Origin of the sequence: Methylobacterium sp. ME121 (genome assembly GCF_000974725.1) — a bacterium.
Taxonomy (GTDB): Bacteria; Pseudomonadota; Alphaproteobacteria; order Rhizobiales; family Beijerinckiaceae; genus Methylobacterium; species Methylobacterium radiotolerans.
The window spans coordinates 44,477-61,703 of record NZ_BBUX01000005.1; the positions used below are offsets into that span (position 1 = coordinate 44,477).

Here is a 17,227-nt window from a genome sequence, read left to right on the forward strand (position 1 = left end):
CGACGGGGCGCGGGACCGACCTTCGGCGCGGTGCAGTCACGCGGGCGTCGACGGCGGGCGCGGTCAGCCGGCGGGCGGCGTCCTCGCCCCGGGCAGATCGAACAGGAGGCAGGTCGTGCTCGCGGTCGCGACGAGGCGGTCGGACGCGTCGCTGAGGCGGCCCTCGGCCACGGCCTGCTGCCGACCGGCGTGAACGACCTGCCCGACCGCAGTCAGCAGCCCGGACCGTTCGGTGGCGGCGCGCAGGAAATTCAGTTTGAACTCCAGCGTCGTGTAGCCGCGTCCCAGCGGCAGGGTCGCGTGCACGGCACAGCCCATGACGCTGTCGAGCAGCGTGGCGAGGGAGCCGCCGTGGACGGAGCCCAGCGGGTTGAAGAGGTACTCCGCGGCCGGCATGCACATCCGGGCCGTGCCGGGATCGACCGACACGAGCTCGATGCCCAGCAGCTGGATCGCGGGCGGCGGCGGGATCTTCCCCGCCATGAGCGCGCGCAGGAAGTCGATCCCCGCGAGGGCTTGTCCCGCCGCGGCGATGGAGCGGGGATCCGCCCATTCCACGATCCTCCGCCGCGAAGGCTCGGGCGATCTCGAAGCCGCGTCGCCGGTCATCGGTGAGCCTTCTCGGAGAGGGGGCGAGCGACGGACCCGCGGCCTCGCGGACGACCCGATCGGGCGATGTCGGTCCAGAGGCCTGGACGTCGATGTCGAGCGTAATCTATATAAATGCAGATCACAATCTAAAAACACGGGGCGCGGCCCAGCGGGCCCCGACCGAATGCGGTCCTCCCCACGGGGGTATCGGCTGCGGCGACGATGCGGCCCGATTGGCCCCCGGCGACCCGATCCCGTCCCAGGCTCCGTCCCGGCCATGACGCGGCCCGAGCGAGGCGCCGCCTCGAACCGGCTCAGCCCGGGATCGTGGAGCGCGCCGCCTCGAGCAGTTCGCCGGCCAGGGCCTCGTCGTCGACACCCCGTGCCAGCACCACCGCCCCCACCATGGTCGACAGCGCGATCAGGGCGCGCTGCCTGCGGCGCTCCCTGGACGCTCTGGGCAGCCTGTCCGCGATGAGGCCGGCGAGCCCCTTGACCCCCTGGGTGAACCGCGATCGCAGGGCGCTCCCGGGCGGCTCGCGCCCGACGTCGTTCACCAGCGCCGCGACGGGGCAGCCTCTCCCCGGCGTCCGGACGTGCGCCAGGGAGAGATAGTTCTCGATAAAGGCGTCGAGGTTCGCCCGGTACTCGGCGCTGATCGCGGCGTCGAACGCCTCCGCGGCGAGGGCCTCCTTGCTGGCGAACTGACCGTAGAAGCCGCCATGGGTCAGGCCGGCGGCCGCCATGATGTCGACGACGCCGATACCGTGCAGGCCGCGCTCCCGGAACAGGGCCGATGCGACCTCGACCACGCGCTGGCGGTTCAGCTTGGCTTGCTCCTGTGAGACCCTCGGCATCGTACCGTCCTCCGCTCCCCCTCTCACATAGATGCGCGATATCATTTATTGAAGGGACGGCGGCCCGCGCATGCTCGAGGTCCGGCGGATGGCGGCGTCGCGGTCGCGCCGCGGCCGCCGGTCAGGCTGTCGACCGGCCTGCGCGAGGGGGCGAAGCGCGGGCCGGTCGATGCACCGCGCGCCCGAGACCCGAACGCGCGATCGCGGGATGCCCCGGATGGCGGGGCATCGGTGGGGTGAGGCCGGGTCAGGGCTCGGCCGGCACGGGCACCGATGCGGGGCCGGATGCGCTCGGCGTCGCGCGCGCGTCCCGCGCCACCCGGAACCAGAGGGCGTAGAGCGCCGGCAGGAACAGCAGCGTCAGCAGGGTCCCGACCCCGACGCCGCCGATCAGCACGTAGGCCAGCGCCCCCCAGAACACCGAGTGCGTGAGCGGGATGAAGGCCAGCATCGCGGCGGCGGCCGTCAGGATCACCGGTCGGGCCCGCCGCACCGTCGATTCGACGATGGCCTCGTAATCCGACAGCCCCGCCGCGCGGTCGTGGTGGATCTGATCCACCAGGATCAGCGTGTTGCGCATCAGGATGCCCGACAGCGCGATCAGGCCGAGGATCGCGTTGAAGCCGAAGGGCTGGTGGAAGACGAGCAGCGTCGGGACGGCACCGACGAGGCCGAGCGGCGCGGTCGCGAACACCATGACCATGGTGGTGAACGAGCGGACCTGCAGCATGATGACCGTCAGGGTCACGATCAGCATCAGCGGGAAGACCGTCACCAGCGCCGTCATCGCCTTCTCGCTCTCCTCCACCGAGCCGGCCGTGTCGATCCGGTAGCCGGGCGGCAGCTTCGCCTTCACGGCGGCGAGTTCGGGGACGATCTGCGCGTGAATGTCCGGCGGCTGCTTGCCGTCGATCACGTCGCCCTGCACGCGGATATAGGTCTCGCGGTTGTAGCGCTTGAGCACCGCGTCCTCGTTGCGGCTCTCCAAGTGCGCAACCTGCGAGAGGGGCACCTGCCGCCCGTCCCTCGTGGTCAGCGTCAGGTCGCCGATGTCGCCCAGCGAGCGGCGCTCGGGACCGGGGCTGCGGAGGACGACGTCGACGGAGCGCAGGTTCTCGCGGACCTGGGTCGCCGGCGTCCCGTTGAGGTAGCTCTGCAGCTGCTGGCCGGCCTCCTTCGGCGTCAGGCCGATCAGGCGCAGGCGCTCCTGGTCGAGGGCGAGGTGCAGACTCGGCGTCCTGTCGCCCCAGTCGAGGTGGACGAGGCGCATGTTGGGATTGGCCATCATGACGTCGCGCACCTGCGCGGCAACGCGGCGGATGACGTCGAGGTCGGGTCCGACCACCCGGAAGGCGACGGGGAAGCGCACCGGCGGCCCGAACACGATCTGCAGCACCCGCACCCGCGCCTCGGGGAAGCCGCCCGCGTCGACGAGCTGGCGCACCTTGCCGCGCAGCACGTCGCGGGCGTGGGCGTCGGCGGTCTGGACGACGACCTGCGCGAAGGCGGGGTCCGGCAGCTCCGGATCGAAGGAGAGCACGAAGCGCGGCATGCCCTGGCCGATATAGCTCGTGATCTCGCCCGCCTCGGGGATCGCGCGCACGGCCGCCTCGACCTTCCGCACGCTCGCCTCGGTGGTGGCGAAGGCGGAGCCGGTCGGGAGGGTCACCTCGACGATGAGCTCGGAGCGCTCCGAGTTCGGGAAGAACTGCTTCTCGACCTTGCCCATGCCGGCCGCGGCCGCGGCGAACAGCGCCACGGTGATGCCGGCCGCCAGCCACTTGTGATCGACCGAGAGCCGCACGACCCGGCGCAGGCGCTGATAGTTCCGCGTGGCGTAGATCGCCGCGTGCCCGCCTTCCACCTGTCTGATGTCCGGCAGGAGCTTGACGCCGAGATAGGGCGTGAAGGTCACGGCCACGATCCACGAGACGATCAGCGAGAAGGCCACGACCCAGAAGATGTTGCCGGCGTACTCGCCCGCCGTGGAGGCGGCGAAGCCCACCGGCAGGAAGCCCGCGACGGTGACGAGCGTGCCGGTCAGCATGGGCGCGGCGGTGGCGCTCCAGGCATGAGTCGCCGCCGAGACCCGGTCGGCGCCTTCCTCCATGCGCACCACCATCATCTCGATGGCGATGATCGCGTCGTCGACGAGGAGGCCGAGCGAGATGATCAGGGCACCGAGCGTGATGCGGTCGAAGTCGCGGCCGGTGACCATCATGACCACGAACACCGCCGAGAGGGTCAGCGGCACGGCCAGCGCCACCACGACGCCGACCCGGAAGCCTAGGGCCACGAGGCTGACGAAGATCACCACCGAGAGCGCGGTGAAGAACTTCACCATGAACTCGTGGACGGCGTCGTCGATCACCTTCGCCTGGTCGGTGATCTTCGTGAAGGTGATGCCGGTCGGGAGTTCGTGATGGATCGCGACCTCCTCGGCATTGAGCGCCTGGCCCAGGCTGAGGCCGTTGAAGCCCGGCTTCATCACGAGGCCCAGCACCAGGGCCGGCGCGCCGTCGTTGCGGATCGCGAAGACCTTCGGGTCCTCGTAGCCGCGCCTCACCACGGCGATGTCGCCGAGCTTGAGGCTGCGGTCGCCGGCCGCCACCGGGAGATTGCGGAGCGCGTCGAGGCCGTCGATGGCGCCGTCGAGCCGCAGGTACACGCGCGGGCCGTCGGCCTCGACGAAGCCGGCCGGCGTCACGTCGTTCTGGTTGGCGAGCGCCGCCAGGAGCTGCTGGCCGGTGATGCCCAGGGTCGCGAGGCGCTGGTAGGAGACCTCGACGAAGATCTTCTGCGCCTGCTCGCCGAGGATGTTGATCTTCTCGACGCCGGGCACGCGCAGCAGGCGCTGGCGCAGGTCCTCGGCGCGCAGCACGAGATGCCGGTGCGGCAGTCCCTCGGCCTGGAGCGCGTAGAGGGCGAAGTAGACGTCCGAGAACTCGTCGTTGAACAGCGGCCCGAGCACGCCGCGCGGCAGGCTGGAGGCCTGATCGGAGAGCTTCTTGCGCGCCTGGTAGAACTCCGACTGGAGCTTGGCCGGTGGCATCGAGTCCCTGAAGAAGACCTTCATCAGCATCAGGCCGGGGCGAACGGTCGTCTCGACCCGGTCGTAGTAGACGAGTTCCTGGAGACGCTTCTCTAGCGGGTCGGCGACCTGCCGCTGCATCTCGTCGGTGGTCGCGCCGGGCCAGGCGGCCGAGACCGCCATGGTCTTGACCGTGAAGGTCGGGTCCTCGGCGCGCCCGAGCTTCTGGAAGGCGAAGATCCCGGCCGCCGTGACCGCGAGCAGGAGGAACAGCGTGACGGCGCGCTCGCGCACCGCCAGGGCCGAGAGGTTGAAGCCGGAGGCGTTCATCGGCCAGCCTCCGCCATGCTCGCGCTCGCCGGCCGGACCTTCTGCCCGGCCTTGAGCAGATGGGCGCCGAGCGCGACGATCCGGTCGCCGGGGTTCAGACCGGAGGCGATCTCGGCGCTCTCCTCCGACAGGCGCGCGACGGTGACGGGCTGCGCCGCGACGGTCTGGGTCTCGGCGTCGTAGCGCCAGACGGCGGAGCCGCCGCCCTGGTCGAACAGGGCCCCGAGCGGCACGGACACCCAAGTCCTCGCCTGTGCCTGGGCAGGGGTCAGCTGGAGCGTCACGGTCGCCCCGAGGGGCGCGGTCTCGCCGCCGCCCGAGAGGATGTAGCGGGCGCGGTAGGTGCGGGTCGCCGGGTCGGCCGTGGCCGACAGTTCCCGGAGCTTGGCTGGATAGGTGCTCTCCCCCTCGGCGTAGAGGGTCGCCGACGCCGTGCCTCTCGCGCGCTGCCGGCTCCCCTCCGGCACGAACACCTCCGCCTCGCGGGCGCCGTCGCGGGCGAGCTTCACCACCGTCTGCCCCGCGGCGACGACTTGGCCCGGCTCGCTCGGCACCTCCATCACGACGCCGTCGGCATCGGCCTGGAGTTCGGAATAGCCCGCCTGGTTGGCGATCTGGCTCGCCTGCGCCTCGGCGTTGGCGAACTGGGCGATGGCGGCGTCCGCCGCGGCCCTGTTCTGGTCGTAGGTCTGCTTCGAGGTCCAACCGTCGCCGACGAGCTTGCGGCTGCGCTCCTCGTCGGCCCTCGCCTTGATCATCTGCGCGCGGGCCGCCTCGACCGAGGCGCGGGCCGCGTTGAGCGCCAGGGTGAAGTCGGTCCGGTCGAGCCGCATCAGGGGCTGCCCGAGGCGCACGTGGTCGCCCGGGTCGACGAGGCGCTCGAAGATCTTGCCCCCGACCCGGAAGCCGAGATTGCTCTCGGTCCGGGCCCGGATCACGCCGGTGTAGCGCGCGGCGGCCGCCGTGGCGGGCGCGACCGCGACGGTCTGGACCAGCGGCGGCTCCGGCGTGACGGCGGTCTCGGCGGGCGAGCATGCCGCGAGCGCCAAGCCGGCGAACCCGATCACCCATCGCCCATCCATCGCCATAACCCCGTCGCCAGCCGGTCGCCTAAAAATTATATTCATCATTTATTATGGCGGCGCGGGGCGGTCAATGGCTCCGGAGGCGTTCGACCCGCTGGCTCGCTTCGGTGACGGCCGAGCGCCTCACGTGACCGGGCGGACGCGCCGCTCTCGGCCGGATGCGTGCGGCAGCCAGATGCCTATGCCGGGCGCTCGAGACATCCTCGGTCGTGGTCCAGGGCCAGCACCGTCCGAAGGCGAGGCCCGAGCTCTCCCCTCCGGCCGCCGGCCCGGCGGGCGTCCTGCACCCTTGAAGAGATCGGCCCCCGCCGGCATCTCATGATCATGCCCGATGTCGCGCTCGACGAAGCCAGCCTCACCCGCTTTCTCGACGCCTTTTACGGCCGCGTGCGCGGCGACGCGCTGATCGGGCCCGTCTTCGCGGCCGCGATCGCCGAAGCGGACTGGCCCCGGCACATGGAGACCGTCCAGGCGTTCTGGTCGTCGGTCCTCTTCAAGTCGGGCCGGTACAAGGGCAATCCGTTCGGGAAGCATCTCGCGCTGGGCCGTCTCCGGCCCGAGCACTTCGCGCGATGGCTCGGCCTGTTCGAGGACACAGCCTCCGCCCACTTCGCGTCCGAACCTGCCGCCCTCCTGATCGCGCGCGCCCACCGCATCGGCGACAGTCTGAAGGCCGGCCTGTTCTTCCGGCCGGACGTGTCGCCCGTGCGCGATGCAGGATCGGCCGCGCCGTGACCCTCGGAACGGCTCAGGCGTAGGACGCGCAGGGAGCCCTGGACTGGCAGGCGGCCCGGGATTCCGGAGCTCTCGATGCGCGGCCAGCCTCGTGCGCGCGCGACGGCAGCGGATCAGCCACAGCACGATCGCCACGTTGACGGCGTTCCAGGCCGACCCGTTGACGAACGCCGCACGGTAGGAGCCGGTGGCGTCGAAGATCACCCCCGTGAGCCAGCCGCCCAGCGCCATGGCGGCGAGCGTCGCCATCAGTACCGCACCGATCCGCGCCCCGGCCTCCTCGGCCGGGAGGTCCTCGCGCACGATGATCGCGTAGGCCGGCACGATGCCGCCCTGGAACAGACCGAACAGGGCCGAGATCACGTAGAGCGAGGTCAGGCCGTCGAACGCGGGATAGAGCGCGAGTGCCGCCGCCTGCAGCAGCGCACCGGCCAGCAGCGTCGCGAGGCCGCCGATCCGGTCGGCGACGAAGCCCGACCCGGCTGACGATGCCGAAGCCGAGCATCAGCGACAGCATCGGCGCGCCACGGGCGATGCCGTACCCGAGACCGCTGCAGCGCGCCACGATGTGGACCTGCGGCATCGCCATCGCCACGCAGCACGCGAGACCGGCCACGACCAAGAGGGCCTGCATCGCCGCGGGCGACAGCGTCGTCACGGCCGGCGGGCCGGCCGCGCAAGAGCAGCGCGAGCGGCAGCATGGCGACGCGGCAGAACAGGCCGATGCCGGCCCGCGTCGCGCGCCGGCCGAACGCGTCGACTCCGCGCTCCACCGCCGGCGCCAGAACCAGCGCGACACGTCGGCCATCAGCGGCCCGCAGGCGACCGAGCGGCCGAGTGCCCCGACGAGCACGCCGTGCGCGAGGGCGAACTGCCACGGGGTCGTCGAGAGGCCGCCGACCGCGAAGCCGAGCATCGTGAGGGTAGAGGGCAGTGCGGCCGCCCGATCAACCCCGAACTCGGCCTGCACCGCGGACAGCACGACGACGACCGACCACATGCCGACGCACCCGACCGTGCCGAGCGCCGTCGCCGCGGCGAGCCGACGCCAGGCGCGGCCAGAGTCGGCGATCCGTCCTCAGCCATTCCGGCGCAGATCTGACTCCGCCCGTGCCGCGTCTTTCACACGAGAGCGCCGTCGCCGGCACCGCGCCCGATCGTCGGGACGGTCCTCAGACAATCCTGTCGCCCGGCGGCCGATGCGGCCCGCCGGTGGATTGCGCCGTCGCCTGCGGGGCGGACGCCGGCAACGGGTCGCGAGCAACGCCGCGCCCTGCCGGACTGATCAGGTCCCGACCTGAATGCCGCGGGGCGGCCGCTCCGCTCGGAGGAGCAGGCCCGCGACAGTCTCGATCCCGCCGGTAAGCGCTCGACCGGCCCTGCCGCGGCGCGGGATCGGTGATAGACGGGCAGCCCGGCGCGCCGCCCGCCAGCGGCACGGGCCCGGGTTGGGGCTACCATCTGTCAGCCAATTTCGGGCATCGATGGCGGCCACCCACCGATCACTGCGTACGAGAGGGCTGACGCCACGATGCGAACGATCGTTTATGCCGATGGCGGATGCGACCCGAACCCCGGGCCGGGGGGGTGGGGCGTCGTCATCGCGGCCCCGGACGGCACAGTGGAGCTGTGCGGTGGAGAGCCCGGCACCACGACCAACAACCGGATGGAGCTGACCGCCGCGATCAAGGGCCTCGAGCATTTTCCCGCCGGGGCCGCGATCGAGATGCGGTGCGACAGCCAGTACGTCGTCAAATCCGTGACCGAGTGGATGCGCGGCTGGAAGGCGAGGGGCTGGCGCTCGACCACGGGTGACGTGAAGAACGTCGATCTCATGAAGCGCCTCGACGAATTGAACGCGGCGCGCGACGTGAAGTGGACCTGGGTCCGGGGACATGCCGGCGACCGTCTCAACGAGCGCGCCGACGCGCTCGTCCACCGGGGCCGCCGCGAAGCGAAGCTCGGCAAGCTCGAGTCGCGGACCAGTGCCGCCCCCGTAACGGCCCCGACCGCCGCACCGGCCCCGGCGAGCCGTGGCGCCGACCTGCGCGTCGATCTCGCGCTCGGTCTCCAGGTCGCTCGGGCCGCGAAGGCGGCGGGCGTCACCCCCGACGCCCTGGTCGACGATGCGATCCGCTTCTACCTCGAGATCGGTCCGAGCGAGGTCGCACGCCTGCGATCGGGCCGGACGTAGCGGTCGGGGCCGGACGGGGCGACGCCCAGTCGCCGCTTCGATCCGAACTGCGCTGCCTGCGCCCGCCGCTCGAACAGCAGCCGGCCAGCTCACGGGACAGCCACGGGGGGCGACGTGGTCTCCCCGAAGGCCTGCCCCAATTTGATCGTTGCCTGCCCGTCTCGGGCGGCCGTTCGTGGAAGCGGGCACCGTCTCCGCGCCCGCTTCCGGCCCGCGAATCTTGAGCCGCAAAATTATATACAATAGACGGCCGCGTTCCCATCTCGCCCATCGAACGGCGAGTTGCGCGCGCGGGCCGCGGATGCAACCGCTCTTCTCGATAGACAGTCTTCATCTTCGGAACGCGTTCCGTCGATGGCGGGAGATGGTCTGCGAGCGGCCGGTGCCGGCCGAGTTGCGGACCTTCCCCGACGCTCCGTTCCAGGGTCGTCTGGGGATGTGTCGCGCATCGGCCAACTGCCGATCTCGCACTTCTCCCACACGGCGGTGCGAACCGAGGCGACGGCCGACGCGGTCCGGCGCAAGGGCCCGCACGGCCGCGTCTACGCGGTCATGAAGCTCTCCGGCCGAGACACTGTCCAGCAAGGCGACCGGGAGGCGGTGAGCCGGACGGGCGCCTTCGTGGTCCTCGATGCGCGCCCGAGCGTCATCCAGACGGAGACGGGCGGCGCCCTGGTCCTCGACCTGCCGCGCGAGCGTTTCGAGGCCGTGCTGGGTCCGTCCCGGCTGTCCGGTGTCCTCACGGTCGGAGCGGTCCTCGCTTCCACGATCCTGGCGAACACACACCTCCGGGACCTGATCCGGGTGAGCGATCGACTCAGCCCCGACGCGGCCACGCGCACGGCGTCGATCGGGATTGACGGGATCGCCGCGTAACGGCGGCCGGCGTCCGGCTGTTCGTTCGACCCGCACCGCCGGCCCGCCTCCGGCAGGCGTGCTGGGACGGGGACGCGGCCTTGGCGCCCTCTCACGGCTCCGGAGACGGACCTTCGATCGGACGCCGATCGATATGTCTTTGCTAGATCTGGCGGCAGCCAGATATTGACCGCGGCATGAGTGTCGATAATTAATGAAATGTCTCGGATCTGAAACTGCTTACGCCATAGCGACCACCTTGTTGGATCGGAGCGCTCCGGTGCCTCGGATTGTAGATGTTTGCATCGGCAGGACGTCCTCGAAGAAGACTTATAGACAGCTGTCCATCCTTTCAGGAACCGGTGCTCTATGAAAATCGTTCGCGCGATCGCGGTCTTCATCCAGAAAGTCGTTCACAGGATCCTGCAGTGGCCATCTAAGGCGATTCACCAAATCTATTCCATTAGACTTATTAAGACGAGAAGAGAAGAGGGCAGGGCTAGCCTCGTGCGAGCCCACGCTTCCAACCTCTCGGAATTGCGAGACGACGTGAGATTGCTTGGGCAGGCTCTTGTGGAGGACGGCTTCTGCGTGGCGGATGCCGGGATTTTCGAGTCGTTCGGAAGCGTGAAGTTTCAGGCTGCCGCGAATGAGATTTACGATTGCATGGAGGAGCATTACCTCAGGACCGGTCGGAACATCGACACCATAAAATTGCTCGACCTGTATCCTTCTCTCTTGGATCAGTTCAAGATCGTCTTTCGAGCCGGGCTCGACATCGGGGTTCTGGAAATTGTCGAGCAGTATCTGAGGCTTCCCGCTGCCTACGGGGGCGTTGATATATTCTTTACTGTAGCCGACGGGTCGGAGAGAGGTGCGAGAACTTGGCACAGGGATAGTGAGGACAATCCCATGGTGAAAGTTGCTGTCTATCTCAATGACGTCGATGACAGTGGCGGGCCACTGGAAATCCTTCATCTGCAGCATCTTGCCCCTATGTCGCGGACATTTCGCGGGTTCAGGCATCAAAAACTTGTAAATCTCCAGAAAGAAGGCAAAATTGATTTCGATGTCACATCATTTACCGGACCGAAAGGGACCGTAGTACTTTGCGATACCTTCAGATATTTTCACAGGGGCAAGCCCGCGACAGGGAGGAATCGAAGGGCGCTCTTCTTTAATTATTACGCCAACAAGCCCCTGACCCCTTATTTCTGCCCAAACCCACCCTTCTCATCCGATAAAATGGAAGCTCTGGTTTCGGATCTGTCCGCGAAGCAGAGGGACGCGGCTCTGTGGCGCGAGAGGCTGACAGGTATCGACAAACTGGTCACGAAAAGACGACCGTATCTGAATGTGTAGATTGTCGCGCAGGCAGCAAGGCGTCCGTAGCTATCGCGCGGAGCTTCGAAGAACTGCGGTCCCGCTCGTGATTTGCCGGATGTGCGAGGAAGGACCGTGATCCAAGAATCCTCGATGGCCGCCTGCGTGACCGGGATGGGCCGGGCGCCGAATGGCCGCTCCGAGTCGTGTTTCCTCCGACCGCTGCCGCCGCGCAACGCGGCAGAAGCGGTCATCGGGGTGGCGCCGTAGCGTTCGAGCCGCGATGCTGTGCCAGGCGACGGCGGGCTCTGCACGCCGGAGTCCGGTCCGCGTAGCAACCTCGATGACGTAGCCGCCCCGCCCCCTATCGTAGAACGTCCAGGCCCCCTGAGACGCTCGGCTCGGGCACCGCCCAGCCATCGGCCCAGCCATCGACTCTGAGGCGGGCGTTCAGCGCGTCGACCTGCTCCCGGCTGTCCTGGATGCAGCCGATGTGGTGCACGTCGGAGTCCTCGGGATAGGCGAACGCGCCGCGTTTCCGGGTAAAGTCATTGAGAATCAGGACCATGTCGTGATCGTCGTGCAGGACGGCGAGCACCGTCCCGCGCATGACGGAGAAGGCCGAAATAGGTCTCGCACATCGCCCGATCGGCGGGCCCGTTGAGGCCGGTCAGAGCGATGTGATCGAGCGTCACGGAACGTACCTTTCCTGTCGACCGGAAAGGACGCGCTGGTAGTCGGCCGCTGACGGCGGCCGCCATGCACGAGCGATAGGCCCCCCGGACTACCGACCGGGCTGCGGCTTCTACACGTCCGCGTCCGAGCTCGGCAGCACGCCGCAGCCCGTCAAAGGGGCACGCCCGGACGGCGCGTGAGCGTTCGGCGACCTCCGGGGCGCGGCCGGCCTACTCGCAGACCTCGACCTGCCGGACGTGCTCGTACCCGTACGGGTCGATGTACGCGCGTCGCTCGACGTGGCAGGCGCCATAGGGGTCGGGCGCGGCGTAGACGGGGCGACCCGGGTAGGGCCCGTTGCTGGCCGACGCGATGGCGCTGCCGGCCACGACGCCGCCGAGGATGCCCAGCGCCACGGCCCCGCCGACGCCGAGGCCGCGCGCCTGAGCGGCCGGCGGGGTGGCACAGAGTGCCAGAGCGACCAGGGCAGCCGCACCGCCGGTTCGCAGAAACGATTGACGCATGGTGTCCTCCCATCTCCTCGTTGAGGCCACCGTGAGCCCGTAACCGCCGGTTCTCGGTGCTGATCGGCACGCCGCGTTCAGCGCACACCCTACTCGATGCGGGCCGGCGCCCGACAACTCCCCGAGCGCCTTCCGGAGCGGCGGGCGCCAGCACCGCCGCCGCTGATCCGGATCAGCGGCGCTTCTCGGCGCCGCCGGCAGCTCCCGCGTCCGGGGCGCTTCTCCGTGTCGGGGCCGGGCGCCGCGGCGATCGACCGATCGACAGACCGACGGGGGCGCGCCAGCTACAGCGCGGTCGGGCGCAGCCGCAACGGTCCCTGTCGGCCCGGGGCGCGCCGTTCAGTCAACGTCGAGAGGGACATCCGGGATGGGAAGCGAAGCGCGACACCCGCAATCGCGAGCCGCGTTGGCCGTGTTCGTCGCCGCCGGCATCGCCTTGGCGGGCGCCGGTACGATCGGCTGGCGCTGGTACAGCTACGTCACGGCCGGCGCCTCGCCCTACGACGAGGTCGGCATCGAGGTGAACCGCCGCCTGCCGGAGCCGCTCCGTGCGTGGGGCTGCCAGCGCATCAAGGAGCGCTTCCCCCGCGCCGTGCCACCCTACGGTTGCCAGCCTGGACAGGTCTGAGGGCTGCCGGGGCGCCGGGCGATTCTGTTCAGGGCTGTGGAGCAACCCGGACCAGACGCACGGCCTTCGGAAGCGCGCCGCGCTCGTGAACAAGGCCGCCATGCGCGGTCTCAGCACTCGTCGTCGGTTTGTGCCTGGCCTCCATGCCGCTCGGCGCGGCACGGGCACAACCAGCTCCGAAGCCTGCGCCCGCGGCGGCGCCGGATCCGACCCTGCTGAAGGTTGCCCGGGAGACAGTCGCGCAGATGCGGGGCGACCGAACCGCGACGATCGGCTCGATGGCGGCCCCGGTGATCGGCATGATGCAGCAGATCGGGATCGAGGTGCCCGACAAGGCCCAGGTGCTGGTGCAGGAGGTCGTCATGCCGACGCCGACGGCGCACTACGACGAGCTGCTCGTCATCCAGGCGCGCGGTTTCGCCACCGTACTGAACAAGGACGAGTTGCAGGCCATCGCGGCCTTCCACGTGCCGCCCGCCGGGAAACGCTTCGCGGCAGTCCAGCCGCCACTTGCTCGGATTCAGCGCGCGGGCATGCAGCAATGGATGCAGTCCGTGATGCCGGCGATGCGGGGCAAGCCGACGACGGCCATCCAGGCCCACGGCTGGCCGCCGGGCAAACCGGCGAAGCCGCATTGAACAGGTGCGAGCCGCGACGCGGTCGAAGCAGATTGTCGACCGGCTTCGACCGCGCTGCCATGCCAGACACCGTGCCAGACGCCACGCGGGGCGCTCGGGCCGTTCGGCGAGTCTCGAAGGGTCAGCCGATGGCCCAGAACAGCGGCAGCGCGCCCGCGAGGAACAGGGCCGAGGAGACGAGCACGGCGAGGGGCTCGCGGTGATGCAGGACGAAGGCGTGAGGGCTGGCGAACATGGCGAGGCCGGATCGGGAAAGATGTCAGCACGCTCGCGCCTGAACCTTGACGGATCGAGGGCGCTTCGCGCTGTCCACAGGTGATGGCCGACCTCTGTCGCTGCCGCGCCACATCCTTTTGGATGTGCTCGGGCGCACTTCGCGAACGGTGTTTCTGGCATACCAAATTCACCAGGCCGTCTTTCCCCCCTCGGCGGCCCGATCCAGCGGCGCAGTGACCCTACGGGTTGCTGCGCCGTTGTCGTTGTGGATCCGGCCCGGCGCGACCGCCCCGTTCGTATCGGTCCCGCGCCGAGGCTTCTCGGCGGTGCGCGGGCCGGGGGAAGCGAGATCCACGATGGACCCCGATCGGGGCCCTCGACGCAGCGAGGCCGCGCATCGGAACGGCGGTCGCGCCGTCAGGACGCGATGCGCCGCGCGGCCGGCGCGTCGTCCCGGGTCGTCTGCGCGGAGGGTGTCCAGAGGATCGACCGGTCGACCGCGCGGATGTCGCGATGGCCGCACAGGGCCATCGTCGTGTCGAGTTCCGTACGGATGATCTCCAGGGAGCGGGCGACGCCCGCCTGACCGTAGGCGCCGAGCCCGTAGAGGAAGGCGCGGCCGATGAACACGCCCTTCGCACCCAGGGCGACGGCTTTCAGGACGTCCTGGCCCGAGCGGATCCCACCGTCCATCAGGACCTCGATGCGCGGGCCGACCGCGTCCGCGATTCCGGGAAGCGCGGCGATGGACGAGGGGGCGCCGTCGAGCTGCCGCCCGCCATGGTTCGAGACGATGAGCGCATCGGCCCCGGTCGCGGCCGCCTTCTCGGCATCCTCCACGTCCAGGATGCCCTTCAGGATCAGAGGGCCGTGCCACCGGTCGCGGATCCGCCGCACGTCGTCCCAGTCCAGGCGCGGGTCGAACTGGTCCGCCGTCCAGGCCGAGATCGAGCGGGTATCGCGCACGCCGTCCACGTGCCCCACGATGTTGCGGAAGGTCCGGCGCTGCGTGCGCAGCATGGACCAGCACCAGCGCGGCTTGGTCAGGAGATCGAGGGCGGTGCCCGGCGTCAGCCTCGGCGGGGCCGACAGGCCGTTTCGGATGTCCTTGTGGCGCTGCCCGAGGATCTGGAGGTCCAGCGTCAGGACCAGGGCCGAGCAGCCCGCCGCCTTCGCGCGGTCGATGAGGCGGTCGTTGAAGCTGCGGTCGCGCATGACGTACAGCTGAAACCAGAACGGCTTGCTCACGGTCTCCGCGACATCCTCGATGCTGCAGATGCTCATCGTCGACAGCGTGAACGGCACCCCCGCCGCCTCCGCCGCCCGCGCGGCCAGGATCTCGCCGTCGGCGTGCTGCATGCCCGTGAGGCCCGTCGGCGCCAGGGCGACGGGCATCGCGACGGCCTGGCCGGCCATCGTCGTGGCGAGGGAGCGGTCGGTCATGTCGACCGCGACGCGCTGGCGGAGCTTGATGCCGGCGAAATCGGCCTCGTTCGCGCGGTAGGTCGACTCCGTCCACGAACCGGAATCGCAGTAATCGTAGAACATCCGCGGCACGCGCCGCTTCGCGACCCGCCGCAGGTCCTCGACCGTCGTGATGATGGGTGCCATGGGAGGTTCGGCCTCGCGACTGGATGACGGGACCGGTCGCGGGACAGGCGGGCTCGCGCCCGCTCGTACGCCGCACGCGTTTCAGGTCGCGATGCCCCGTGCTGGACGCTCGACGGTGCAACGGTTCGCCGGAAAACGGAAGCGCGTCGTCGCGGAATGCACCGTCCCGGCGGGATGCACGGCCTGCCCAACGGCCGCGAACGGTCCGTCGCGGGAGACCGCCGGTCGCGAGGCCGGTCGCGTCCGGCTTCCCGCGCGCGCGGACGCCGGGCCTATCGCGCCTGTGGGGCCCGTCCGCGCCGCAGAAGAGCCCGAAGTTTATGACTGAAAGTACACATTTCGGATCGCGTCTATCCGGATCTTCCCGTTCCGGACCCGCATCAGGACAGATGGGACGCGATCGGTGTCTCGCCACGATCGCAGTTCGCTTCGCCGCACCGCAGCGAAATCGGTCGAGTGACGATCCGAGAACTTCTTCTCATCGAATCTGACCGGCGAAGGCTTGCAGGATAGACATCGGCGCGCGGAATAGGGACCATCGTCGCCAACGCCGGGCCTGAGCATCGGCGGTGGGACGGATACGCCAATGAGGACGACGCGCCGCGTTTTCTTGACGGGTGCCGCATCCGCAGTCGCGAGCGGTCTGGCGCCGGGGGTGATCCGCTCGGCCTGTGCTCAGGGCGCCGGGTCGACAGTCCGGATCGGCATGGTGCTCCCGGTGACGGGGCCCGGCGCGGATGCCGGCCGCTACGCGCTCGCCGGGGCCAAGATCGCCCTGGAGGCGGTCAACAAAGCCGGAGGTGTGCTCGGCAAGCCCCTGGAGATCGTCACCGAGGACGACCAGACCACCAATCCCGGCGCGGTCTTCGCCTTCTCGAAACTGGCGTCGCAGAGCGACCTCGTCGGCTTCCTCGGTTCGATCCGCTCGACCCAGAACCACGCCATGGCGCCCGACATCCTGAAGACGGGGAAACCTGTCTGTTTCGGCGGCACCGACCCGGTTCTGACGCAGCTCGGCAATCCCTGGCTGTTCCGCTTCCGCCCCAACGACAGCTTCTCGGCCCGGGTGATCGCCGAGCACGGCGTCAACGGGCTGGGCAAGAAGAAGTGGGCGATCATCCACTCCACCGACGCTTTCGGCACCAGTGGGGCCAAGGCGCTGACCGAGAGCCTCGCCAAGGGCGGCGCCACGGTCGCCCTCGACCAGGGCTACACCAACCAGAGCCAGGACTTCACGCCGGTCGTGCTGGCGATCCGGCAGTCGGGCGCCGACGTGATCGGCTCGTACTTCACCTTCGAGAACGACATCGGGATCTTCGCGCGGCAGCTGCGTCAGCTCGGCGTCACCGCGCCCTGGGTCGGCTCGCCCTCGATCACCAACGTGACCGCCCTGAAGCTCGCCGGGCCGTCGCTCTACGGCACCTACGGCGTGGCCGACTACGCCGAGGAATCGAGCGACGCCGCCCGGGCCTTCGGCAAGGCCTACCGGGCCGCGATGAAGGTCGCCCCCGACAACCAGTCGTCCTGGACCTTCGACGCGGTCACGGTGCTGGCCAAGGCGATCAACACGGCGGGCAAGACCGACCCGCAGGCGGTCCGCGAGGCCATCCTGGCGGTGCGCGGCCACGAGGGGGCCGAGGGAAGCTACAACTTCGACAAGAACGGCGACGGCCTGCACGGCTACAACGTCGTGCGCAACGACAAGGGCAACATCGTCTTCGACCGGCGGATCGACTTCTACCAGGGCTGAGGCCCGCGTGCAGGACGGAGGCTCAGAGCCGTGAACGATCACCGCAGCGCGGTCCATGTCGGCAGCGGGCCGAGGCCTGCGGCGAACGCACCGCGCCATCTCTCCCGCACGGGGGAGGGGGCCTGCGCCTCCTCCGGCGACGTCGCTGCCGCAAGCCGTGTTTCCCAGGAGACGTTGCGCGTGC

Annotated in this window: 14 protein-coding genes and 1 pseudogene; 7 read left to right on the forward strand and 8 right to left on the reverse strand. The window is 69.7% G+C overall.

The window, feature by feature from the left end:
- Window positions 1–63: 63 nt before the first annotated feature.
- The 4 genes from ME121_RS06085 to ME121_RS06100 form a co-directional block, all read right to left on the reverse strand.
- Complete coding sequence (locus ME121_RS06085; protein ID WP_245337763.1) at window positions 64–558, reverse strand: PaaI family thioesterase; 495 nt, start codon at window positions 556–558, stop codon at window positions 64–66.
- A 347-nt stretch (window positions 559–905) separates the two neighbouring features.
- On the reverse strand, window positions 906–1,448 hold the full coding sequence (locus tag ME121_RS06090) for a TetR/AcrR family transcriptional regulator (RefSeq protein WP_053621274.1): 543 nt from the start codon (window positions 1,446–1,448) through the stop codon (window positions 906–908).
- Between the two features lie 247 nt (window positions 1,449–1,695).
- Entirely contained in the window at window positions 1,696–4,809 is a 3,114-nt protein-coding gene (locus ME121_RS06095) for an efflux RND transporter permease subunit (protein WP_029359010.1), read from the reverse strand.
- Window positions 4,806–5,891: an efflux RND transporter periplasmic adaptor subunit gene (locus tag ME121_RS06100; RefSeq protein WP_024827263.1), complete on the reverse strand. Its 1,086-nt coding sequence runs from the start codon at window positions 5,889–5,891 to the stop codon at window positions 4,806–4,808. The genes ME121_RS06095 and ME121_RS06100 overlap by 4 nt, the downstream gene beginning before the upstream one ends.
- A gap of 327 nt (window positions 5,892–6,218) precedes the next feature.
- Between ME121_RS06100 and ME121_RS06105 the strand changes: the two genes are divergently transcribed.
- A complete protein-coding gene (locus ME121_RS06105) occupies window positions 6,219–6,629 on the forward strand; it encodes a group III truncated hemoglobin (RefSeq protein WP_059408558.1) in 411 nt (136 codons plus the stop codon).
- A 78-nt stretch (window positions 6,630–6,707) separates the two neighbouring features.
- Here the strand turns inward: ME121_RS06105 and ME121_RS33320 are convergent.
- Window positions 6,708–7,701, reverse strand: a pseudogene (locus tag ME121_RS33320) (MFS transporter); the annotation flags it as partial.
- Window positions 7,702–8,160: 459 nt separating this feature from the next.
- Between ME121_RS33320 and ME121_RS06110 the strand changes: the two are divergent.
- The 3 genes from ME121_RS06110 (at window position 8,161) to ME121_RS33325 (ending at window position 11,040) form a co-directional block, all read left to right on the forward strand.
- Complete coding sequence (locus ME121_RS06110; protein ID WP_024827260.1) at window positions 8,161–8,823, forward strand: ribonuclease H family protein; 663 nt, start codon at window positions 8,161–8,163, stop codon at window positions 8,821–8,823.
- A 438-nt stretch (window positions 8,824–9,261) separates the two neighbouring features.
- Window positions 9,262–9,699, forward strand: coding sequence for a cupin domain-containing protein (locus tag ME121_RS06115; RefSeq protein WP_059408507.1), 438 nt, complete (start codon window positions 9,262–9,264; stop codon window positions 9,697–9,699).
- Between the two features lie 348 nt (window positions 9,700–10,047).
- Complete coding sequence (locus ME121_RS33325) at window positions 10,048–11,040, forward strand: phytanoyl-CoA dioxygenase family protein (RefSeq protein ID WP_089231036.1); 993 nt, start codon at window positions 10,048–10,050, stop codon at window positions 11,038–11,040.
- Between the two features lie 325 nt (window positions 11,041–11,365).
- Here ME121_RS33325 and ME121_RS06120 read toward each other — a convergent pair whose 3' ends face one another.
- Together ME121_RS06120 and ME121_RS06125 are read right to left on the reverse strand one after the other, a co-directional pair.
- Complete coding sequence (locus ME121_RS06120; RefSeq protein ID WP_179239935.1) at window positions 11,366–11,599, reverse strand: hypothetical protein; 234 nt, start codon at window positions 11,597–11,599, stop codon at window positions 11,366–11,368.
- 307 nt (window positions 11,600–11,906) lie between these two features.
- Window positions 11,907–12,200 (reverse strand): hypothetical protein, encoded by a 294-nt coding sequence (locus ME121_RS06125; RefSeq protein ID WP_012329739.1) that lies wholly within the window; start codon window positions 12,198–12,200, stop codon window positions 11,907–11,909.
- 412 nt (window positions 12,201–12,612) lie between these two features.
- Between ME121_RS06125 and ME121_RS06130 the strand changes: the two genes are divergently transcribed.
- Entirely contained in the window at window positions 12,613–12,828 is a 216-nt protein-coding gene (locus tag ME121_RS06130; protein WP_164891429.1) for a hypothetical protein, read from the forward strand.
- Window positions 12,829–12,971: 143 nt separating this feature from the next.
- Window positions 12,972–13,466: a DUF2059 domain-containing protein gene (locus ME121_RS06135; protein ID WP_059408509.1), complete on the forward strand. Its 495-nt coding sequence runs from the start codon at window positions 12,972–12,974 to the stop codon at window positions 13,464–13,466.
- Window positions 13,467–14,099: 633 nt separating this feature from the next.
- Here the strand turns inward: ME121_RS06135 and ME121_RS06140 are convergent.
- Entirely contained in the window at window positions 14,100–15,293 is a 1,194-nt protein-coding gene (locus tag ME121_RS06140; RefSeq protein ID WP_024827256.1) for an alpha-hydroxy acid oxidase, read from the reverse strand.
- A 586-nt stretch (window positions 15,294–15,879) separates the two neighbouring features.
- Between ME121_RS06140 and ME121_RS06145 the strand changes: the two genes are divergently transcribed.
- Window positions 15,880–17,043, forward strand: a complete 1,164-nt coding sequence (locus ME121_RS06145; RefSeq protein WP_012329744.1) for an ABC transporter substrate-binding protein — start codon at window positions 15,880–15,882, stop codon at window positions 17,041–17,043.
- Window positions 17,044–17,227 lie beyond the last annotated feature (184 nt).

Coding starts and splice junctions, on each gene's coding strand:
- ME121_RS06110 (WP_024827260.1), top strand. CDS start 8,161: ATGCGAACGATCGTTTATGCCGATGGCGGATGCGACCCGAACCCCGGG.
- ME121_RS06090 (WP_053621274.1), bottom strand. CDS start 1,448: ATGCCGAGGGTCTCACAGGAGCAAGCCAAGCTGAACCGCCAGCGCGTG.
- ME121_RS06135 (WP_059408509.1), top strand. CDS start 12,972: ATGCCGCTCGGCGCGGCACGGGCACAACCAGCTCCGAAGCCTGCGCCC.
- ME121_RS06095 (WP_029359010.1), bottom strand. CDS start 4,809: ATGAACGCCTCCGGCTTCAACCTCTCGGCCCTGGCGGTGCGCGAGCGC.
- ME121_RS06105 (WP_059408558.1), top strand. CDS start 6,219: ATGCCCGATGTCGCGCTCGACGAAGCCAGCCTCACCCGCTTTCTCGAC.
- ME121_RS06125 (WP_012329739.1), bottom strand. CDS start 12,200: ATGCGTCAATCGTTTCTGCGAACCGGCGGTGCGGCTGCCCTGGTCGCT.
- ME121_RS06100 (WP_024827263.1), bottom strand. CDS start 5,891: ATGGATGGGCGATGGGTGATCGGGTTCGCCGGCTTGGCGCTCGCGGCA.
- ME121_RS33325 (WP_089231036.1), top strand. CDS start 10,048: ATGAAAATCGTTCGCGCGATCGCGGTCTTCATCCAGAAAGTCGTTCAC.
- ME121_RS06145 (WP_012329744.1), top strand. CDS start 15,880: ATGAGGACGACGCGCCGCGTTTTCTTGACGGGTGCCGCATCCGCAGTC.
- ME121_RS06140 (WP_024827256.1), bottom strand. CDS start 15,293: ATGGCACCCATCATCACGACGGTCGAGGACCTGCGGCGGGTCGCGAAG.